16 protein-coding genes are annotated in these 19,516 nt (G+C 74.2%); 10 read left to right on the top strand and 6 right to left on the bottom strand.

Annotated elements, in window-relative coordinates:
- Positions 1–96: 96 nt before the first annotated feature.
- The 3 genes from HTZ77_RS40005 to HTZ77_RS39995 all read right to left on the bottom strand — a co-directional run bounded on the left by HTZ77_RS40005 (position 97) and on the right by HTZ77_RS39995 (position 2,785).
- Positions 97–702 (bottom strand): MOSC domain-containing protein, encoded by a 606-nt coding sequence (locus HTZ77_RS40005; RefSeq protein ID WP_328809052.1) that lies wholly within the window; start codon positions 700–702, stop codon positions 97–99.
- Between the two features lie 146 nt (positions 703–848).
- A complete protein-coding gene (locus tag HTZ77_RS40000; RefSeq protein ID WP_175594985.1) occupies positions 849–1,301 on the bottom strand; it encodes a hemerythrin domain-containing protein in 453 nt (150 codons plus the stop codon).
- Between the two features lie 110 nt (positions 1,302–1,411).
- Positions 1,412–2,785, bottom strand: a complete 1,374-nt coding sequence (locus tag HTZ77_RS39995) for an MFS transporter (protein WP_175594984.1) — start codon at positions 2,783–2,785, stop codon at positions 1,412–1,414.
- A 22-nt stretch (positions 2,786–2,807) separates the two neighbouring features.
- Here HTZ77_RS39995 and HTZ77_RS39990 point away from each other — a divergent pair, with 22 nt between their 5' ends.
- Positions 2,808–3,458 carry a TetR/AcrR family transcriptional regulator gene (locus HTZ77_RS39990; RefSeq protein WP_175594983.1) on the top strand — a complete coding sequence of 217 codons (651 nt, stop codon included), beginning with the start codon at positions 2,808–2,810 and terminating at the stop codon, positions 3,456–3,458.
- A 105-nt stretch (positions 3,459–3,563) separates the two neighbouring features.
- Here HTZ77_RS39990 and HTZ77_RS39985 read toward each other — a convergent pair whose 3' ends face one another.
- Positions 3,564–3,890 (bottom strand): hypothetical protein, encoded by a 327-nt coding sequence (locus HTZ77_RS39985; RefSeq protein WP_175594982.1) that lies wholly within the window; start codon positions 3,888–3,890, stop codon positions 3,564–3,566.
- Positions 3,891–4,013: 123 nt separating this feature from the next.
- Here HTZ77_RS39985 and ccmA point away from each other — a divergent pair, with 123 nt between their 5' ends.
- Together ccmA and HTZ77_RS39975 are read left to right on the top strand one after the other, a co-directional pair.
- Positions 4,014–4,640 (top strand): heme ABC exporter ATP-binding protein CcmA, encoded by a 627-nt coding sequence (gene ccmA / locus HTZ77_RS39980; RefSeq protein WP_175594981.1) that lies wholly within the window; start codon positions 4,014–4,016, stop codon positions 4,638–4,640.
- 55 nt (positions 4,641–4,695) lie between these two features.
- Positions 4,696–6,438: a DUF6297 family protein gene (locus HTZ77_RS39975; protein ID WP_175594980.1), complete on the top strand. Its 1,743-nt coding sequence runs from the start codon at positions 4,696–4,698 to the stop codon at positions 6,436–6,438.
- A 135-nt stretch (positions 6,439–6,573) separates the two neighbouring features.
- Here HTZ77_RS39975 and lepA read toward each other — a convergent pair whose 3' ends face one another.
- Positions 6,574–8,403: a translation elongation factor 4 gene (gene lepA, locus HTZ77_RS39970; RefSeq protein WP_175594979.1), complete on the bottom strand. Its 1,830-nt coding sequence runs from the start codon at positions 8,401–8,403 to the stop codon at positions 6,574–6,576.
- Between the two features lie 55 nt (positions 8,404–8,458).
- Between lepA and HTZ77_RS39965 the strand changes: the two genes are divergently transcribed.
- From HTZ77_RS39965 to HTZ77_RS39940, 6 genes are all read left to right on the top strand, one after another.
- A complete protein-coding gene (locus HTZ77_RS39965; RefSeq protein WP_175594978.1) occupies positions 8,459–9,469 on the top strand; it encodes a glycoside hydrolase family 18 protein in 1,011 nt (336 codons plus the stop codon).
- A gap of 108 nt (positions 9,470–9,577) precedes the next feature.
- Entirely contained in the window at positions 9,578–9,847 is a 270-nt protein-coding gene (rpsT, locus tag HTZ77_RS39960) for a 30S ribosomal protein S20 (RefSeq protein WP_175594977.1), read from the top strand.
- A 221-nt stretch (positions 9,848–10,068) separates the two neighbouring features.
- Positions 10,069–13,155, top strand: coding sequence for an ABC transporter permease (locus HTZ77_RS48550; protein ID WP_175594976.1), 3,087 nt, complete (start codon positions 10,069–10,071; stop codon positions 13,153–13,155).
- A 40-nt stretch (positions 13,156–13,195) separates the two neighbouring features.
- A complete protein-coding gene (locus HTZ77_RS39950; protein ID WP_175594975.1) occupies positions 13,196–15,808 on the top strand; it encodes an FtsX-like permease family protein in 2,613 nt (870 codons plus the stop codon).
- Between the two features lie 111 nt (positions 15,809–15,919).
- Positions 15,920–16,843, top strand: coding sequence for an ABC transporter ATP-binding protein (locus HTZ77_RS39945; RefSeq protein ID WP_175594974.1), 924 nt, complete (start codon positions 15,920–15,922; stop codon positions 16,841–16,843).
- Positions 16,833–17,531: an ABC transporter ATP-binding protein gene (locus HTZ77_RS39940; RefSeq protein WP_328809051.1), complete on the top strand. Its 699-nt coding sequence runs from the start codon at positions 16,833–16,835 to the stop codon at positions 17,529–17,531. The genes HTZ77_RS39945 and HTZ77_RS39940 overlap by 11 nt, the downstream gene beginning before the upstream one ends.
- Here the strand turns inward: HTZ77_RS39940 and HTZ77_RS39935 are convergent.
- Entirely contained in the window at positions 17,461–18,828 is a 1,368-nt protein-coding gene (locus tag HTZ77_RS39935) for an MFS transporter (protein ID WP_175594973.1), read from the bottom strand. The two genes, HTZ77_RS39940 and HTZ77_RS39935, sit on opposite strands and share 71 nt — an antisense overlap.
- Before the next feature lie 139 nt (positions 18,829–18,967).
- Between HTZ77_RS39935 and HTZ77_RS39930 the strand changes: the two genes are divergently transcribed.
- On the top strand, positions 18,968–19,453 hold the full coding sequence (locus HTZ77_RS39930) for a MarR family winged helix-turn-helix transcriptional regulator (protein WP_205304547.1): 486 nt from the start codon (positions 18,968–18,970) through the stop codon (positions 19,451–19,453).
- Positions 19,454–19,516: the final 63 nt, after the last annotated feature.

Below are 19,516 nucleotides of genomic sequence, written 5' to 3'. Positions count from 1 at the left end.
CCCCAGGCGCCGCCCGCCGCCCGCCACACCGCCTCAGCCTCAGCCTCAGCCTCAGCCTCAGCCTCAGGCCGACGCAGCGCCGCGCCGTTGTCAGGGTCAGGTCAGGGAGCCGCCCAGCACCCGGGCGGCCACGTCGTCCCAGAACGCGGCGCGCTCGGGGACGGCGAGCACGCGCCGCATCAGCTCCTTGTCGCCGTGGAACGCCCGGAACGCCTCGGCGACCGTCACCCCGTCGCGGGGCCTGTGGATGACGCCCACCCCGTCGCCGACGCCGAGGTCGCCCGTCTCCACCACCTTCAGGTACGCGCCCGGCCGCCCGGCCTCCGTGAACCGGCGCACCCATCCGGGCTCGTCCACCCAGTTGCGGAACACGACGCACGGCACCCGAGGGCCGCTGATCTCCAGCGTGACCGACCCGATGCGCCAGCGCTCGCCGAGCATGGCGCCGTTGACGTCGAGTCCCTCCGTCGTCAGGTTCTCGCCGAACCGGCCGTCACGGAGCCGGCGCCCCAGCTCGCCCTCCCACCAGTCGTAGTCCTCGCGGGCGTACGCGTAGACGGCGTGGCCCTCGCCGCCGTGGTTGACCAGGTCGCCCCGTCCGTCTCCGACGAGCCCCTCGGGACGCGCCTCGACCCGGTGGAGCACCGGTGACTTGTCGATCGCCGTGCGGCCGGTCTTGCCCGCCCAGGCCGCATCCACCACTTTCCCGACATTTAGTGAGATGACCCGCATGGCGCTGACGCTAACCGAGCGACCAGACGACGGCGATCCCTTTTCCGCCGGGAAGTACCGGGAAGTGCCGGGAAGTGCTGTCGTGGCCGGGCCGCGGAGAGGGGCCGGAGGCGAGGTCAGAGGTTTTCCGGCATGTCGGTCATCGCATTGAGAAGCGGGACGAGCTGCTCCTCCTCGTAGTCGAGGTGCGCCTCCAGCTCACGGGCGAGCCGCTCCAGCTCCTCCCCCACCTCGTCCGCGCCGCCTCCCTGAGCTTCGAGGGCGCCGACCAGGGTCCGGATGCGGGCCAGGAGCCGGGCCACCACCTGGTGCTCGTCCCGGAGGCGGTCGAGGACGGCGGCGAGTTCGGGGTGCAGGCCGTCCAGGTGCGGGAAGAGCACGTCGTCCTCGCCGCCGTGATGGGCGTGCAGGGCCTCGCAGAACGTCAGGCAGTGCTCGCGCAGCGCGGGCGCCCGCATCGACCCGCTCCGCAGCTCCGCGAGGTCGCGGCGGAACGTGTCGTGCAGCTTCACCAGCTCGTCACCCCAGGCGATCGCGCGCCCGTGAACCAGGTCCCCGGCACCGCTCACGCCGTCTCGCTCCTCGCGAAGCGCGTCCCCAAGACCACTCACGCCGACTCCCTCGCCACCACTCACGTCATCTCCCTTGCCACCTGTCACGTCGCGTTCCTTGTCACCGCTCACGCCGCCTCGCTTGCCGCCGCTCGTGCGGTCTCTCCCGCCACGCGGGCCGGGGTGCGGGCGAGCGCACCCTGCGCGAAGGCGAACACCGCCGAGACCAGGGCCGCGATCGCCGAGGCGGCGAAGCTCCACCCCGCCCCGGCGCCGGACAGCACCGCCGCCGTCACCGCGCCGGCCACGCTGCTGCCGACCACCCGGACCAGCGCGTTCACGCCTCCCGCCGCGGCCGTCTTGGCCGGTTCGACGTGCTCGACGGCCAACGTGCCGAGCGCCGCGTACCCGAGGCCGATGCCGAGTCCGAGAACGGTCGCCGCCCCGTACAGGGCCGCCGACGACCCGTGCGAGACGCTCAGCCAGAGCGCCGCGACGGCCACGACCGACGAGCCCACGCCGACCAGCGACGAGGCGCTGAAGCGGCGCATCAGACGGCCCGCGAGCAGCGAGACGGCCAGCATCAGCAGCGCCGTCGGCAGCAGGTACAGGCCGACCTGGAGCACCGAGGCGCCGAGCCGGGCCTGGGCCACGGACGACAGCGTGGTGATGACGCCGAACAGCGAGAACCCGAGCAGCAGCGACGCCACGGTCGCCCCGACGGTCCCCCGGTGCAGGAGCATGGGGAGCTCGATGAGCGGCGCCGCGGCGCGCCGGGCCGACAGCGCCCAGGCCGCGCACAGCACGACGCTCGCCGCCAGCAGCCCCAGGGTCGCCGCCGACGTCCAACCCCAGACCGTCCCCTTGCTGACGGCGAGCAGCAGGCAGACCAGCCAGGCGGCCATCAGCGCCGCGCCGACGAAGTCGGGCCGCGCGCCCGGCGCGGGACGGACGGGCTCGCGCACGAACACGGCGACCAGCCCCGTTCCGGCGGCGGCGAGTCCTGCCAGGATCCAGAACAGCGCCTGGTAGCCGCCTCCGACCAGCCCGGCGAGGATCATGCCGCCTCCGCTGCCGACGCCCATCATGGCGCTCAGCACGCCGATCGCCGTGGGCAGCCGGTCACGCGGCACCTCCTGCCGGGCGATCCCCATGGCGAGGGGCAGCAGCGGCGCGGCGAAGCCCTGGAGCACGCGGCCGACGACGATCCCGGCCAGCGTGGTCGCCAGGGCGGCGACGACCGACCCGGCGACGAGCAGGCCGAGGGACACCATGGCCACGCGCCGCCTGCCGTACAGGTCGCCGAGGCGGGCCAGGAGCGGGATGGAGATCGCCCCGGAGAGCAGCGAGGCGGTCAGGGTCCAGGAGGCGGAGGTCAGCGACGTCTGAAGCTCGCGTTGCAGCGCGGGCAGCATCGGCACCACGGCCGTCATCTGCAGGGTGCCGACGGCCGCGCCGAAGGCGAGGACGCACACGGCCACCCACGGGGACTTTCTATACATGTATAGAAAGTAACATGGCAGGATGCCGGCACGCACGGGGCGGCCCCCCAAGATCTCGAAGACGGACATCCTCACCGCGGCCCACCGCGTGATCGACGACGAGGGCACGCAGGCCCTGACCATGCGCCGGCTGGCCCGCGAGGTCGGCACGACGCCGATGGCGCTCTACCACCACGTGCGCGACAAGGACGAACTGCTCCTGCTGCTGCTCGACGACTACGCCGCCGGAGTGCCGAGGCCCGAGCCGCCGGCCGGGGCGGGGCCGGGCGAGCGGGTGGTGTCCGCCGCCGTGGCCATGCGTGAGGCGCTGACCGGGGTGCCGTGGATCGTGGAGGTGCTCAGGGCCGACGACCTGATGTCGGCCCGCGCCCTGTGGTACCCGGAGGAGATCATCGACGCGGCCGTCCAGGCGGGGCTGACGCCGGAGGAGGCCGTGGACGCGTACCGGATCATCTGGCACTACACGGCGGGGGAGATCACCGCGCGCTCGGCCGCCGCGCGCCGCCGCGAGGATGACAGGCCGACGCATCGGGGGCGGGTGTTCGAGAACCTGGACGCGACCCGGCTCCCCCGCCTGGCCGCGCTCGGGGCGCGCTGGGAGGAGCTGACGTCCCGCGACACGTACGACAAGGGGGTCCGAGCGCTGGTCCGCGGCCTGCTCCCCCACCCCTGACCCGGCCGCTCAGAGCCTCGCCCCACGGCCCGTTCCCCCACTCCCGACCTGGCCGTCGCGAGCACCAGCCCTCGGGCCGCCGGTCTCCGGCAAGCGGGCAGAGCGTCAGCCGCGGGCGCCGGCGCGGTCACGGGTCGCCGGGGCCGCGAAGTTGAGCTGGGACTCGACGTCGAAGCCCGCGAGCTGTAACAGCTTCTCCAGCGCGGCCTGCCGCGTCTCCTCCACGGTCGCGCCCCGCTCGCCGAAGCAGTCGGCCGCCACGTCCAGCACGGCCATGACCACCGCCGCGTCCGGATACGGCACGTCGATCACGATGGCGCCGTCCCGGGCCCGGTCGGCGGGCACCAGGTGCAGCCGCAGCAACCGGCGCATCTCCTCGGCCATGGCGACCCCCAGCACGGCGGCGCGCTCGAACTTCTCAGCAGCAAGCATGGAACTCTCCAGTCGCACAGGTGTTCGGGAACACCAAAGCTAGCCTGCGCCACCGACAGAATCCGGGTTTCCGCCCCCACCCCGGCACGCGCACGGCAAAGATCTTCCGATTAGGCTCGAACGGTGTACGAGAAGTCTGTCGTCGCCGACGACCTCCACGTCGCCCTCGGCGGCGACCCCGTGCTCCAAGGGTTCTCGCTGAGCGCCTTCCCCGGCGAGATCGTCGCCGTCGTGGGCCCGAACGGCTCGGGCAAGTCCACGCTCCTCCGCTGCCTGGCGGGGCTGCAGCCGGTCGAACGGGGACGGGTCACCGTGTTCGGGGCCGCGCCCGCCGACGACGCCGCGTTCTGGCGGGACGTGGCGCTGCTGACCGACGAGCCCGCCTGGTACCCGGGCCTGACCAGCCGTGAACACCTGGAGCTCGTCGAGGCCGTCCACGGGACGCCCCGGATGACCGCCGAGACGGCTCTCGGACTCTTCGAGCTGGCCGGGCGCGCCGACGCGCCACCGCAGAACCTCTCCACGGGGCAGCGCCAGCGCCTCTCCCTCGCCGCCGCCTTCCTGCGCCCCAGCCGGCTCCTCCTTCTCGACGAGCCCGAACGCGGCCTGGACGCCTCCTTCCGCGTACGGCTCGCGGAGCTGATCGACGCGTACGCGGCGGAGGGCGGCACGGTGGTCATGGCCACGCACGACCCCGCCCTGGCGGACCGCGCACGCCAGGTCTCCCCCGCCGGCCAGGCGACGACCTGACGCGCCGGCTCGCCCACTCCCCCGCATGAAGCTCCCCCGCCTGAAGGACGACCGCGTGACCCCTTCCCCCTCCCCCAGCCCGGCCACCGTGCGGCAGTTCCTGCGGCAGCGGCGTGGCTCCGCCGGCGCCGTGGACCGGTACGTCTCCGGGTTCGGCCTGGCCCTGGTCGCCGCGATCGCCGGGCAGCCGGTGTCCTCCCTGATCGCGAGCATGGCCGGGCAGACGACACCGGCGCGCATGAGCGCGGGACTGGCGCTGGTCGTGCTGGCCTTCGCCGGGTTCGTCGCCGCCGCGCGGGCCGCGGGGCCCGTCGCGCTGTCCGCCCCCGACGCGTCCTGGCTGCTGCTGTCGCCGCTGGAGCGGCGCGGGGTCCTGGGCCGGACGGCCCGCCTGCTCGTGGTGACCGCCGTGGTGGCGGGCGCGCTGCTCGGGCTCGGCCTGCTCGCGGCGCTGGGCGCTCCTGACGGGCTCCTCTGGCGGCTGGCCGGGGCGCTGGTGCTCGGTGTGTCCGTGACGGTGGGCGCCATGGCCCTGGCGGTGCTGGAGCAGGCGTCGAGAGTCTGGGACGGCTGGCTGGGGATCGCGCTGACGGCGCTGGTGACGCTGGCCGTGGTGCTGAGCACGGCGGCCGTCGCCGCCCAGACGGCCCGCCCGGCGCTGACCGGCACCGGCCTGACCACAGGAACCGGGTTGCTGGCCGGGAGTGGGCCGGCGTCGGGGAGTGAGTGGGCCGCCGGGACCGTCGCCGGCGCCGCGGGGGTCCTCCCGGCGGTTCTCCACGGGGTTCTGGGAGCCGTGGGCGCCGTGGCCGCCGCTCCTCCGGCGGTGGTCGCGGTCGCCGCCGTCTCGGCCGCCCTGGCCGCCGCCCTCCTCGTACGGCAGGCATGGGCGGCCCTGGAACGCATGCCGGTCCGGACCGTGCTGGCCGCCTCCACCCGGACGGCGCACGTCACCCGCACGGCCACGCTGCTGGACCCGGGGGCGCTGACCTGGATCGCCGAGGACAACCACTGGCGGGCCAGAAGGCTCCGGTCGAGAAGGTGGCCGTCGCTGCCCGCGCCGGCGGCGCTGGCCTGGCACGACTGGCGCCGCCTGGCCCGCCGTCCGGGCCGCCTGGCCGCGATGGCGGCCTCCGCCGCGCTCCCCGCCGTCCTGGCCCAGGCCCTGGGCATCACGGCGACCGGAGCGGACCTGCCGCCGGGTATGCCCGGGCCCGCCACGATCGCGCCTGCCGCGGCCGTGGCGACCCCGTCCCTGACCGCCGTGGCCGTGACCGCAGGGGCCGTGCTGGCCGGAGCCCTGGCCGTGGCGGCGGCCGTCGCGGCGGGTGCGCGGCGCGACGCCGACAACCCCGCCCTGAGCAGGCTCGCCGCCGTCGGCCTGAGGCCGGCGCTGGCCGCCCGCGCGGTGCTGCCCGCGCTGCTCACCGCCTCCTGGACGGCCGCCGCGCTGACCGGTCTGTCCCTGGTGGGCGCGCTGCCGGGCGGGGCGTGGTGGGCGTTCGGGCCGGCGATCGCGCCGGCCGTGGCGGCGGGATCGCTGCGGATGGCGCGGCGGCGGCCGATCGACCACTCCATGCCGATCATCGACACCCCGGGCGGCGCCATCCCCACGGGGCCGCTGTTCTGGGCGCTGACCGGCGCCGACGTCGCCCTGGTGGGCTGCCTGCCGGCGCTCGTCGCGCTCCTGACGCCACCGGACGACCTGGCCGGGCCGCTCGCCCTCCAGGCCGTCACGGGCGCGGCGGCACTCGCGGCCTACCTGTTGCGCGCCCGGAAGCCCACGGCCGCCGGATGAGCCGGCACCGGCCGCCAAAGCCATGAGCACCCCACGAAGCATGAGCGCCCGGCGAAGGTGGAGCCGCACATCCCGCCCGCGCCCTCGCCTGGGCCCGGGCAGCGATCGGCAAGCGGCCGGGGACCGCGGAGGCGGCTAGCGCTTGGACTTGTCGGCGCTGGAGTCGGTGGACAGGGCGGCGACGAACGCCTCCTGCGGCACCTCCACCCGGCCGACCATCTTCATGCGCTTCTTGCCTTCCTTCTGCTTCTCCAGCAGCTTGCGCTTACGGGAGATGTCACCGCCGTAACACTTGGCGAGGACGTCCTTGCGGATGGCGCGGATGTTCTCGCGGGCGATGACGCGGGCGCCGATGGCCGCCTGGATGGGCACCTCGAACTGCTGCCTCGGGATCAGCTCGCGCAGCTTCTTGGCCATGTCGACCCCGTAGGCGTACGCCTTGTCCTTGTGCACGATCGCGCTGAAGGCGTCGACCGCCTCGCCCTGCAGCAGGATGTCGACCTTGACCAGGTCGGCCTCGGCCTCGCCGGCGGGCTCGTAGTCGAGGGAGGCGTAACCGCGGGTGCGGGACTTGAGCTGGTCGAAGAAGTCGAAGATGATCTCGCCGAGCGGCAGCGTGTAGCGGATCTCGACGCGGTCCTCCGACAGGTAGTCCATGCCCTGGAGCTGCCCGCGCCGCCCCTGGCAGATCTCCATGATCGCGCCGATGAACTCGGCCGGGGCCAGGATCGTGGACTTGGTGACCGGCTCGAAGACCTGCGCGATCTTGCCGCCGGTCGGGAACTCCGACGGGTTGGTGACCGTGAGCTCGGAGCCGTCCTCCATGACCACACGGTAGACGACGTTGGGCGCGGTCGAGATCAGCGACAGGCCGAACTCGCGCTCCAGCCGTTCGCGGACGATCTCCATGTGCAGCAGGCCGAGGAAGCCGACGCGGAAGCCGAAGCCGAGCGCGGCCGACGTCTCGGGCTCGTAGACCAGCGCGGCGTCGTTGAGCTGCAGCTTGTCGAGGGCTTCGCGCAGCTCGGGGTACTCGTCGCCGTCGATCGGATAGAGGCCGGAGAACACCATGGGCTTGGGGTGCTCGTAGCCGGCCAGCATCTCGGCGGCGGGCTTGGTGGCGGAGGTGACGGTGTCACCGACGCGCGACTGGCGGACGTCCTTCACGCCGGTGATGAGGTAGCCCACCTCGCCGACGCCGAGGCCGAGCTCGGACGGCTTGGGCTCGGGCGAGATGACGCCGATCTCCAGCGTCTCGTGGGTGGCGCTGGTGGACATCATGAGGATGCGCTCGCGCTTGCTCAGATGCCCGTCGATCACCCGGACGTACGTGACGACGCCGCGGTAGGTGTCGTACACCGAGTCGAAGATCAGCGCGCGGGCCGCGGCGTCGGCCTTGCCCACCGGCGCGGGCACGGAGGCGACCACGTGGTCGAGCAGCTCGCGCACGCCCACGCCGGTCTTGCCGGACACCCGCAGCACGTCGGACGGATCGCAGCCGATGAGGCCGGCGAGCTCCTCGGCGAACTTCTCGGGCTGCGCGGCGGGCAGGTCGATCTTGTTGAGCACCGGGATGATGTGCAGGTCGGCGTTCATGGCCAGGTAGAGGTTGGCCAGGGTCTGCGCCTCGATGCCCTGCGCGGCGTCGACCAGCAGGATCGCGCCCTCGCACGCCTGGAGCGAGCGCGAGACCTCGTAGGTGAAGTCGACGTGGCCCGGCGTGTCGATCATGTTGAGCACGTGGCCGTCCCACGGCAGCCGCACGGCCTGCGACTTGATGGTGATGCCGCGTTCGCGTTCGATGTCCATCCGGTCGAGGTACTGGGCGCGCATGGACCGGTCGTCGACCACGCCGGTGATCTGCAGCATCCGGTCGGCAAGGGTCGACTTGCCATGGTCGATGTGCGCGATGATGCAGAAGTTGCGGATCAACGCGGGGTCGGTCTGGCCAGGCTGAGTGCGCACCGAAGTCCGTTTCGACAGGGTTGAGGTCAAGCGTCTTTCATGGTGACATGCCCGGGTGATCCCCCGAACCGTCATCCGCCGCGGCCTGCGCCTGCTCGCGCTTGCCTTGGTCGTCGTGGTCGCGCTGGTCGGCCTCCTGGCCGCCGCGTTCCGCATCCAGTTTACCGGCGACCCGGCAGGCTGGGCGAAGAGCACGGGCAACGACGCCCTCTGGCTCGGCCACATGTGGGTGGACGGCCGCCGCACCCGGGCCGACGTGGAGCATCTCGCGGAGCGGCTGCGGGGCACGGGCATCAGGGATCTGTACGTCCATTCGGGGCCGTTCGAGGCTGATGGCCGCCTTGATCCCGCCAAGTACCCCGCCGCCGGAAATTTCGTGAAGTGGGTGCACGAGGCGCTCCCCGGGGTCCGCGTCTCCGCCTGGCTCGGCCAGAAGGTGGACGGCGTCCTCGACCTGGACGACGCCCGGTCCCGGGCCAACGTCCTGGACGGCGTCCGCGCGGTCGTCGCGGCCGGGTTCGACGGCGTCCACTACAACTTCGAGCCCATCGGCAGCGGCGACGAGGAGTTCCTCGACCTGCTGGCGCGCACCCGCCCCCTGACGAGGCTGCTGTCCACCTCGACCCCGCAGATCGAGCCGTACCCGCTCATGCGCCCGGCGGCCCGGGTCGCCCTCTCCCACGACAAGTACTGGTCGCAGGACTACTTCCGGCAGGTGGCTGAGCGCGTCGACCAGGTGGCGGTCATGACGTACGACACGGGCATGCCGACGCGGCCGCTCTACGGCGGCCACGTCGTGCGCCAGGCGAAACTGGCCCTCCGCCTGGTCCCCGAGGACCGGCTGCTGCTCGTCGGCGCCCCCGCGTACCACGACCACGGCATCTCCTGGAGCGACGACGCGGAGAGCGTGGCCGACGCGGCGCGCGCCGCGAGGCTGGCCCTGTCGGAGCACGGCCGGCGCGAGCGCTTCGGCCTCGCGCTGTACGTGGACTTCGCGGCCACGGAGGAGGACTGGAAGGAGTACGCTTCGCAGTGGCTCATCGACAGAGCCCACCCAGGTCGTTGATTTGAGCAGCCACCTGGGTTATTGGTAATCTGTTCAACTGCGTGTGGCGCGCCCTCTCTCGAGCCCGCGCGCCCCATCCATCACCCAGACTTTCACCGAGGCTTCTTCGTGGCGAACATCAAGTCCCAGATCAAGCGCAACAAGCAGAACGAGAAGGCTCGCCTGCGCAACAAGGCGGTCAAGTCGTCCCTGAAGACGGCCGTTCGCAAGTTCCGTGAGGCCGCCGAGCAGGGCGACGTCGAGCAGGCCGCGGCGCTGCAGCGCGACGCCGCCCGCCAGCTCGACAAGGCCGTCAGCAAGGGCGTCATCCACAAGAACCAGGCCGCCAACCGCAAGTCGGCGATCGCCAAGCAGGCCGCCGCCCTGGCCGCCAAGTAAGACGGTTCTTCCGAGCGCCGCACTTCCTCGTGGAGTGCGGCGTTTGTGTTCCCGCGCGCGCTATCGCCCGGTGACGGCGATGTCCAGCGGCACTGTGTCACAGTTTCGATATCACATCGGTATCGCCGGGCCGTATCGGCTCCGTCACCGTTGACAAGATCCCTTGCCCCGCCTTCCGCCATTCCCCAGAGTTCTCTGAGAAACCGGCGGAAGGGGGCACGGTGCGGGGGCCGTGGGTGCTCAGGCGCGCGCTCAGCGAGCCGTTGCTGCTGCTGGCGGCGTTCGGATCGATCCTCCTGGCGACGACCACGCTGGTGTCGCTCACCATGTACGCCACCTCCACGGCCGAGGCGGGCGTGCGGCGGGCGATGGAGACCGCGTCGCTGCGGCAGGTGGCCGCGACCGTCTCCACCCCCGTGACGGCCGAGACGTTCCCCCGGCTCGACGCGGCCGTGCGCGCGCGGATCGGCGCCGCCTACGCCGGGGCGCCGGTCACGATCACGACGGCCTTCCGCTCCGACTCGTACGTGCTGCCCGGCCAGGAGCGCCGCGAGCGGCCCGGACTGCTCAGATTCGGCTCCTACGACTCCCTGGACCGGCACGCCAGGCTGGTGACGGGCTCCTGGCCGCGTCCCGCCCCCGCCGGGAGCTCCGTGGTCGAGGCCGCCGTGTCCCTCTCGGCGGCGTCGGCCGCCGGCTGGGAGGCCGGGCAGGAGTTCGCGACCGAGGGACGCCTCGACCACCGGACGGTGCGGGTGCGCGTCACCGGCGTCTTCCAGCTCGACGACCCGTTCGGCGACCGCTGGGCCGGCGAGCAGCTCCTCAGCCGGGGCGTGGAGAGCGGCGACTTCACCACCTACGGCCCGCTCATGGTCCCGCGCGAGACCTTCGTCCCCCGCTTCGCCACCAACGTGAACGCCACCTGGACCGCGGTCCCCGACCTGCGCGGCATCACGCCCGAAGCGCTGCGGCCGTTCGCCGCGCGCGTGGCGGGGCTGCGCCAGGCCCTCCAGGACGGCGGCTGCGGCTCCTGCACCGCCAACAGCCGCCTGCCGGAGCTGCTGACCCAGCTCGGCACGGCCGCGCTGGTCGCCCGGTCCACCATGCTCATCCCGGTGCTCCAGCTTCTGCTGCTCGCCGCGTACGCGCTCATGCTCACCGCGCGGCTGCTGGCCGACCACCGCCGGATGGAGGTCGCGCTGCTGCGCTCGCGCGGCGCGGGGACGCCCCGCCTGGCCGCGCTCGCGGCCGGCGAGGCGCTGCTGGTGGCGCTGCCGTGCGCGCTGGTCGCGCCGTTCCTGGCGCCGCCGCTGCTGTCGCTGGTCGGCTCGCTGCCGTGGATCGCCGCCTCGGGCGTGCGGCTGGCGCCGCGGGCCGACCTGGGCACCTTCCTCGTGTCCACCGGCGTGGCGCTGGCCTCGGCGGTGCTGCTCGTGCTGCCCGCGCTGGCCGGCGCCCGCCGTACGTACGTGGAGGAGCAGGCGGCCCGCGGGCGCGGCGGGCGCGGCCTGGTCGAGCGGGCGGGGGCCGACGTCGCGCTGCTCGTGGTGGCGGCGCTGGCCATCTGGCAGCTACGCCGGTACGGCGCGCCCGTCACCGCCACGGCCACCGGCGAGCTGGGCATCGACCCGCTGATCGTCTCCGGGCCCGCGCTGGCGCTGCTCACCGGCGGCATGCTGGGGCTGCGGCTGGTGCCGCGGATCTCCCGGTTCGCCGAGCGGCTGACCGCCCGCCGCCCCTCGCTCGCGCCGGCGCTCGGCGCCTGGCAGGTGAGCCGGCGCCCGCTGCGGTACTCCGGGCCCGCGCTGCTGCTGACCATGGCCGTCGCGATCGGCGTCATGTCGATGGCCACGGCGGCCACCTGGCGCACCTCCCAGCAGGACCAGGCGGACCACCGGGCGGGCGCCGACCTGCGGCTGTCCGGGCCGCCCGACGGGCCGGAGCTGGGGGCGCTCGGGCGCGGGACGGCGTTCGCCGCCCTGCCGGGCGTCACGGCGATCTCCCCCGCGTTCCGGGGGCAGGCGGAGTTCGGCGGCGGCGACGCGGTCCTGCTCGGGCTCGACGCCGCCCGGCTGACCGAGCTGTTCCGGCTGCGCCCCGACCTGTCCGACCGCGGCACGGGCGAGCTGTCGCGCGCCCTGCGTCCGGCCGGGCCGGGCTCCGCCGGGCTGGAGATCCCCGGCACGCCGGCCGCGCTCGCCGTCGAGGCCCGCTCCGACGCCGCGGCGCCGCTGCGGCTGACGGTCTCCGACGCGCTCGGCGTGTGGCGGGAGCTCCCGCTCGGCGCCCTGAAGGCCGGCGCCAACCGGCTGGAGGCGTCCCTGGACGGGCTGGCCGGCCGTGGCGGAAAGATCGCCTACCCGCTGCGGGTCCGCGGCGTGACCGTCGGGCCGGTCGCGGACGGCACGGCCGAGGTGACGCTGACCGGCCTGGTCGCCGGCGGCCGTCCGGTCGCCCTGCCGGGAGCCGGGACCCTGGAGGTCACGGCGGCGCGGCCGGTCGTCTTCACCCCGGGCCGGGCGCCGGCCCAGGAGCCGCTGCGCGTCGTCCTCACCGCCGGGCTCGCCGAGTCGCTGAAGCTGCGGACCGGGCAGATCGGGCGCGTCACGCTGGACCGCGACGTGGTCGAGGTGGAGGTGGCGGGGATCGTCGAGCGGATGCCCACGACGGCCGGTGACCAGCAGGCCGTCCTCGCCGACTGGGGCGCGCTCCAGGCCCGCGCGCTGGCGGCGGGAGAGCAGCCGAGGCCCGCGACCGAATGGTGGCTGGCCGTGCGCGACGGCGACACCGGGGCCGCCCGCGCCGCCCTCGGCCGCCATCCCCAGTGGGACGTGACCGCGGTGGACCGGCGCGAGGTGACCGCCACGCTGCGCGACGACCCCCTCGCCGGCGGCCTGCAGGGCGCGCTGATCCTCGGCTTCGTCGCGGCGCTGGTGTTCGCGGTGCTCGGGTTCCTCGTCAACGCCACGGTCGCGGCCCGGGAACGGTCGGCGGAGTTCGCGGTCCTGCGGGCCCTCGGGGTCAGCTCACGGCAGATGCTCGGGCTGCTGGTGGTCGAGCAGGCGTTCGTGGTCGGGCTGTCGCTGGTCGCGGGCACCGCGCTCGCCGCCGTCATGGGCGTGCTGGTCGTGCCGCACGTCGTGCTGACCGGGCAGGCGTCGGCGGTCACGCCGGACGTGGTGCTCGACGTCCCCTGGGCCGCGACCGCCGGCATGCTGGCGGTCGTGACGGCCCTGCTGTTCGTCATCGTCGCCGGGCTCGCACGCAGCGTGCGCGGGCGCGGCGCCAGCCTCGGGGAGCTCCAGTGAAGCCCTTGGTGCCGGCGCGCGTCCATCCTGGGAGGGCGCTGTGAGGTCGTTGGTCCCGGCGCGCGTCCACCTCGGTCCGGTGGTGCTGCTCGCCGTCCTCACGCTGAGCGCGTGCCTGCTCGTCGGCGGGCTGCCGCGCGCCCTGCAGGCGTCCTTCGACGACGCGCTGCACGCGGCGCTGCGCGGCGCTCCGGCGCTCCAGACCGATCTGCTGGCGCAGGTGGAGCCGCCCGGCGCGCCGAACAGCCTGCGCGACCCCGCCCAGTTCGCCGCCGCCGACGCGCGGCTGCGCGCGCTCCTTCCCCCGGCGCTGCGGCCGCTCGTGCTGCCCGCCGGTCAGGGCACCAGCCACATGAGCGCCGTGACGTACGACACGCCGGTCCACGGCTCCAGCGGACGGAGCTACCTCAACGTCGGCTGGCTGTCCGACGCCGACCGGCGGGTGCGCTGGACCGAGGGCCGCCCGCCCGGCGCCCCGGGCTCCATGACGTACGAGCGGGAGAGCATCCCCGTGTTCGAGGCCGGCGTCTCCGAGGACACCCGCGACAAGATGGGGCTGAAGGTCGGCAGCACGCAGATCCTCGGCGAGAGCGACTACGCGGCCGTCAAGATCGTCGGCGTGTACGCGGCGGTGGACCCGGCCGACCGTTACTGGAGCCTCCACAGCGACGTCGTCCGGGTGACCGAGACGCACCCGCCCGGCTCGCTGGAGGTGGAACGGCACGCGACCGCCCTGATCTCGGCCGCGAGCCTGACCCGGCTCGACGGCGACGACCGCAACCTCGTCTACACCTGGACGCTCGGGCTCGACCCGGGCGCGCCCACCTCGCTCGGCACCGCCGACGTCGAGGCCGCCATCACCGACTACGAGCGCGCCGTGACCGTCGAGCCGGCCACCGCCGCCGGCCGCTACCAGCTCAACACCCGGCTGCCCGAGCTGCTCGGCAGGTTCCTCGCCGCCCAGAACACCGCGCGGACCGTGACGATCCTGGTCCTCGGCGGGCTGCTCGCCGTGGCCGCCGGCGTGATCGTGCTGGCCGTACGGCTGCTGTCGGAGCGCGCGGACACCGCGCTGGCGCTCGCCCGGGCGCGCGGCGCGTCGCTGGGGCGCCTGGCGGCCGCCGGGGCCGGACCGGTGGCGCTGGCCGCCGTGCCGGCCGCCCTGGCCGGGTACGCCCTGTCCTGGCTGGTGCCCGGCCCGCCCACGCCCCTCGTCCACGCCGGACCGGCGCTGGTGCTGGCCGTGGCGCTCGGGTACGCGGCCGGGCGGCCGGTCGTCGCCCATCGCGCGCCGCTGAGCGAGCGCCGCGACGACGTGGCCGCCGCCCGGCCGCCGCTGCGCCGGATCACGATGGAGGCGCTGGTCGTGGTGCTCGCGCTGGCCGGTGCGTACCTGCTGCGCTCCCGCAGCCTCGCGGGCGAGGCCGGCGACGACCCGTTCCTGCTGGTCGTGCCGGTGGCGCTGACCGTGGCCGCGGCGCTGATCACGATCCGCTGCTACCCGTACCCCCTCCGCCTCCTCGTACGGCTGGCCTCGCGCGGCAAGGCGGCCGTGCCGTTCCTCGGCCTGACCCGGGCGGCCCGCGCGCGGCCGGCCAGCGTGCTGCCGGTGCTCATCCTGCTGCCGGCGCTGGCCGTGTCGGTGTTCGCCTCGGTGATCTCCAGCGGCGTGGACACGGCGCAGCGGCAGGCCGCCTGGCAGGCCGTAGGCGCGCCGATCAAGGTGACGTCCCGGGTGGAGCTGCCCGCCGGCGTGGTGGAACGGGTCAGAGCGGTGCCCGGCGTGGAGCTGGTGGTGCCCGCGCAGACCGGCCAGGTGCAGCTCGGCTACACCGGCGAGCGGGCCGAGGCCATCGCGGTGGACGTGGCGGCCTGGCGGCGCGTGCTGGAGGACTCGCCGGTCGGCCTGCCCGCGCTCCCCGCCTCCGGGCTGCCCGCGCTGGTGTCGCCGGAGCTGCACGGGCGCGGCACGATGGAGATCGGCTGGCACGCCCGGACGAAGATCACCGAGGCCGGCGTGGTCACGGCCGTGCCCGGGTTCTTCACGCGCGGCAAGTTCCTCGTGACGCCGCTGCGGGTCAACGCGCGGCCGTCGGTGAACACGCTGCTCGTCAAGGGCGACGCCGACCCGGCGGCGGTGGCCCGGGCCGTCGGGCAGCCGCTCGCGGTCGTGACCTCCCAGGCCGCCGAGCTGGCCGCGATCCGTGACGCGCCGCTCACCGGCACCGTGCGGACCGTCCTCGGGATCACCACCGTGGCGCTGGCCGCGTACGCGCTGGTCGCCGTGGTCGTCATGCTGGTGATCGGGGCGGCGGACCGGACGCGGGCGCTGGCCTTCCTGCGTCCGCTCGGGCTGTCGGAGCGGCAGGCGCGCGGGCTGACCACCCTGGAGATCCTGCCTCTGGTGCTCGTCACCGCCCTGGTCGGCCTCGGGCTGGGGCTCGCCCTCCCGGCGGCGCTCGGGCCCGGCATCGACCTGTCGTCGTACGCGGGCGGGGTGGCCGTACAGGGGTACGCCCCGGACCTGGCCGTGCCGCTGCTGCTGGCAGCGGGGCTCGCGGTGGCCGCCGGGCTCGGCGCGTACGTCCACACGGCGGCCGGGCGCGGGCGCGGCTCCGGCGCGACGGCCCTGCGGACGGGCGACCTCACATGACCGGCCACGCCCGCCTCCCCGGCCAGGCTTCCCTTTCCGAGCAAGCCTTCATGTCCGCTCCCCACCCCGTCATGTCCGCTCCCCACCCCGTCGCGAGCAGGTGATCCCGCCATGAACCCCACCCTGTCCGAGCTGGAGGCCCAGGCCGGCGCGCCGAGGGCCGCCTTCGGCGGCGACGCCCACATCGTGTGCGACAACCTCGTGCGCATCTACAAGACCGAGGGCGTCGAGGTGGTCGCCCTCCAGGGCCTGGACCTGCTCATCGACGAGGGCGAGCTCGTCGCTGTCGTCGGCGCGTCCGGCTCCGGCAAGTCCACCCTGCTCAACGTGCTGTCCGGCCTGGACGTGCCCACCGCGGGCGTGGCCAGGGTGGCGGGCATGGACCTGCTGTCGATGACGGCCAAGGACCGGCTGCGCTACCGGCGGGAGGTCGTCGGGTTCATCTGGCAGCAGACGACGCGCAACCTCCTCCCGTACCTGACCGCGCGTGAGAACGCCGAGCTGCCGGTACGGCTGGCCGGCCGCCGCGGCAAGGGCCGGGCGATGGAGCTGCTGGACCTGCTCGGCGTCGCCGACCGGGCCGGGCGCAGGCCCGGCGAGCTGTCCGGCGGCGAGCAGCAGCGCGTGGCCATCGCCGTCGCGCTGGCCAACTCCCCGCGGCTCATCCTGGCCGACGAACCCACCGGCGAGCTGGACAGCGACACCTCCGAGGAGGTGTTCGACGCCCTGCGCAAGGCCAACCGGGAGCTGGGCGTGACCGTGGTCATCGTGACCCACGACCCGCTCGTGGCCGAGCAGGTGGACCGGACGATCGGCATCCGCGACGGCCGTACCAGCAGCGAGACGCTGCGCCGGGAAGGTGCGGAGGGGCAGGTCGTCGCCGAGGAGTACGCCGTGCTCGACCGGGTCGGGCGGCTGCAGCTCCCGCGCGACTTCATGAACGCCCTGAACATGGAGCGACGGGTACGCCTGGAGCTCGAATCCGACCATATCGGCGTATGGCCGGCCAGAGAGGAGCCCTCGGGTGAGCAGTGAGCCCTTGGTCGTGGTCGAGGGGCTGCGCAAGGTCTACCGGACCGGGCCGAAGGAGGTCGTGGCGCTGCGGGAGGTGACGTTCGAGGCGTCCCCCGGCGAGCTGATCGCGATCCGCGGGCGGTCCGGGTCGGGCAAGACCACGCTGCTCAACCAGATCGGCGGCCTCGACCGGCCCGACGACGGCCGGGTGGTCGTCGCCGGGCAGGAGGTCACGGCGATGGCCGAGGACGACCTGGTGGGGCTGCGCCGGGACGTGGTCGGGTTCGTGTTCCAGTCGTTCGGGCTGGTGCCGGTGCTGTCGGCGGCGGAGAACATCGGCGTTCCGATGCGGCTCAACCGCATGCCGGCGGGCGAGCGGGAGGAGCGGGTGCGGATGCTGCTCGCCCTCGTGGGGCTGGACAAACACGGCAACCAGCGGCCGTACGAGCTGTCGGGCGGGCAGCGGCAGCGCGTGGCCATCGCCCGGGCGCTGGCCAACCGGCCGCGGCTGCTGGTGGCCGACGAGCCGACCGCGCAGCTCGACTCGCAGACCGGGCGGCAGATCATGGAGCTGCTGCGGGCACTGGTGCGCGGCGAGGGCGTGACGGCGCTGGTCGCCACCCACGACCTCGGCCTCATCACGCTCGCCGACCGGGTGCTGGAGATCGCCGACGGGGTGCTGCGCGAGGTGGTTCCCCAGGAGTCCTGACGATCGCCGCGAGGTTCGCCGCGGCGACCAGCGCCCCGGCCGCCAGCAACAGGCCGGTCTCGCCGGTCAGTCCGGCCAGCGGCACCGCCACGGCCAGCCCGAACGGCCGGGCCGCGAACGAGATGAGCTGGTCCAGGGACCGTACCCGGCCGAGCGCGCCCTCCGGGATCTCCTGTGCCACGACGGTCTCCCACAGCGGGCTCAGCACACCGAGGCCGCACATGGCCGCGAAGTAGGCGCCCGCGATGACCCAGACGGGCGCCGGGACGGCCAGGGTCGCCAGCGGCAGCGCGTACAGGGCGGCGGCGACCTGCACCGCGACGATCGGCCGGCGGATCGGCAGGCGCGGCGCCACCAGCACGCCCAGGACCAGGCCCGCCGTGCCGGCCTGGGCGACCAGGACCCACGCGCCCTCGCCGCCGAGCCTGGCGACGGCGGTCAGCGGGCCGAGGGTGAGGAAGAGGCCGGCGGTGAAGTGCCAGACGCCGTGGCCGAGGACGCTCCGCAGGAACCAGGGCCGCACCCTGACCTCCCGCCACCCCTCGGCCAACTCCCGCCCGAACCGCTTCTCCGCGTTCCGGCGGTCGTCGTTTTCCGCGTTCCGGCGGTCGTCGCTCTCCTCGTCCCGGCGATTGTCGTTGTCCGCGTTCCGACGGTTGTCGTTGTCCGCGTTCCGACGGTTGTCGTTGTCCGCGTTCCGACGGTTGTCGTTGTCCGCGTTCCGGCGGCTCTCGGGCGCGACGTCCCTGGAGGTGCGGATGCCGCCCAGGGTGAGAGCCGAGCCCGCGAACAGCAGCCCCGTCAGCGCGGCGGCCCAGCCCGGTCCCACGGCCAGCGCCATGCCACCGGCCACCGCGGGGGCGGCCACGCCCGACACGCTCGTCACGACGCCGATGCGCGCGTTCACGCGGAGCCGGCCGGGCCCCGGAACCACGGCCGCCACCAGGCGCGGCACGGCCGGCATGCCGAACGCGATGGCCACACCGGACACCGCCGACAGCACGGCCAGCACGGCCAGGCGCCCGGACCCGGCGATCAGCTCGGCGCCGATCCCGACCTGGGCCAGGCAGCGTACGAGATCGGCCAGCAGGATGACCCGCTCGGGACGCAGCCGGTCGGCCAGCACCCCGCCGACGGGGAGGAACACGAGCAGCGGGACCAGCTCGCAGGCCAGCACAACTCCCAGGGCGCTGGACTCGTGTCCGTGGGTGCGGAGGACGGCGAGGGTGAGGGTCGTAGGGATGAGCGCGGTGGCCAGGGCGGACAGCCCACGCCCCGCGAGCAGACGACGTGTCATGGCCCGGGAGCATATTTCGCCAGCAAATGTTTCGTCAACGAACATTACGGCGACTGAGACATAATGCTCTGTCGGACCTTTCGCCAGCGAACGCTTCGCCGGCGAACGCTTGCGCCCCGGTGGAAGTATGCTCGGGCGCGTGGAGGACTCGGTCGATCGACACCTGGCGCGCTGGCGCGGCAAGGCGCCCTACGAGGAGCGGGTGGAGGGCGTCGTCACGCGGATGCAGTTCCTGGTCAAGCACCTCAAGCAGTTCAAGGAGGCGGCGCTGGCCGAGGTGGGGATGCAGGACTTCGAGTTCGAGACGCTGCACCGGCTGGCGGCGGCCGGAGGGTCGGCCACGCCGTCGAAGCTCGCGGCCGAGATGCTGCTGTCACCGGCGGGCATGACGGGCCGCCTCGACACGCTGGAGCAGTCGGGCCTGGTGCGCCGCGTCCGCGGGGCGGACGACCGCCGCCGGGTGGACGTGGAGCTCACCCTCAAGGGGCGCGAGCTGTGGACGCGGGCGATGGCCATCCGGGGACGGGTGGAGTCGGAGTTGGTGTCGGTGCTGGACGAGGGCGAGCAGCAGACCTTGGACGCCCTCCTCAAACGCCTCCTGGTGGAGGCGGAATCCCGCCGTTGACCGTCTCCGGCCCGCCATGCTCTGGCGTGGGCTGACGCCGCGTGAGGATGTGGCGCCCCGAGA

Origin of the sequence: Nonomuraea montanisoli (genome assembly GCF_013363975.1) — a bacterium.
In the GTDB taxonomy this organism is placed as follows: domain Bacteria; phylum Actinomycetota; class Actinomycetes; order Streptosporangiales; family Streptosporangiaceae; genus Nonomuraea; species Nonomuraea montanisoli.
This window is presented reverse-complemented; position numbering and strand designations above follow the sequence as displayed.

What these genes read in the sequence shown, in the direction of transcription:
- HTZ77_RS39995 (WP_175594984.1), bottom strand. Translation starts at nt 2,785, where the DNA reads ATGTATAGAAAGTCCCCGTGGGTGGCCGTGTGCGTCCTCGCCTTCGGC.
- HTZ77_RS39990 (WP_175594983.1), top strand. Translation starts at nt 2,808, where the DNA reads ATGCCGGCACGCACGGGGCGGCCCCCCAAGATCTCGAAGACGGACATC.
- HTZ77_RS39985 (WP_175594982.1), bottom strand. Translation starts at nt 3,890, where the DNA reads ATGCTTGCTGCTGAGAAGTTCGAGCGCGCCGCCGTGCTGGGGGTCGCC.
- HTZ77_RS39945 (WP_175594974.1), top strand. Translation starts at nt 15,920, where the DNA reads ATGAACCCCACCCTGTCCGAGCTGGAGGCCCAGGCCGGCGCGCCGAGG.
- HTZ77_RS39935 (WP_175594973.1), bottom strand. Translation starts at nt 18,828, where the DNA reads ATGACACGTCGTCTGCTCGCGGGGCGTGGGCTGTCCGCCCTGGCCACC.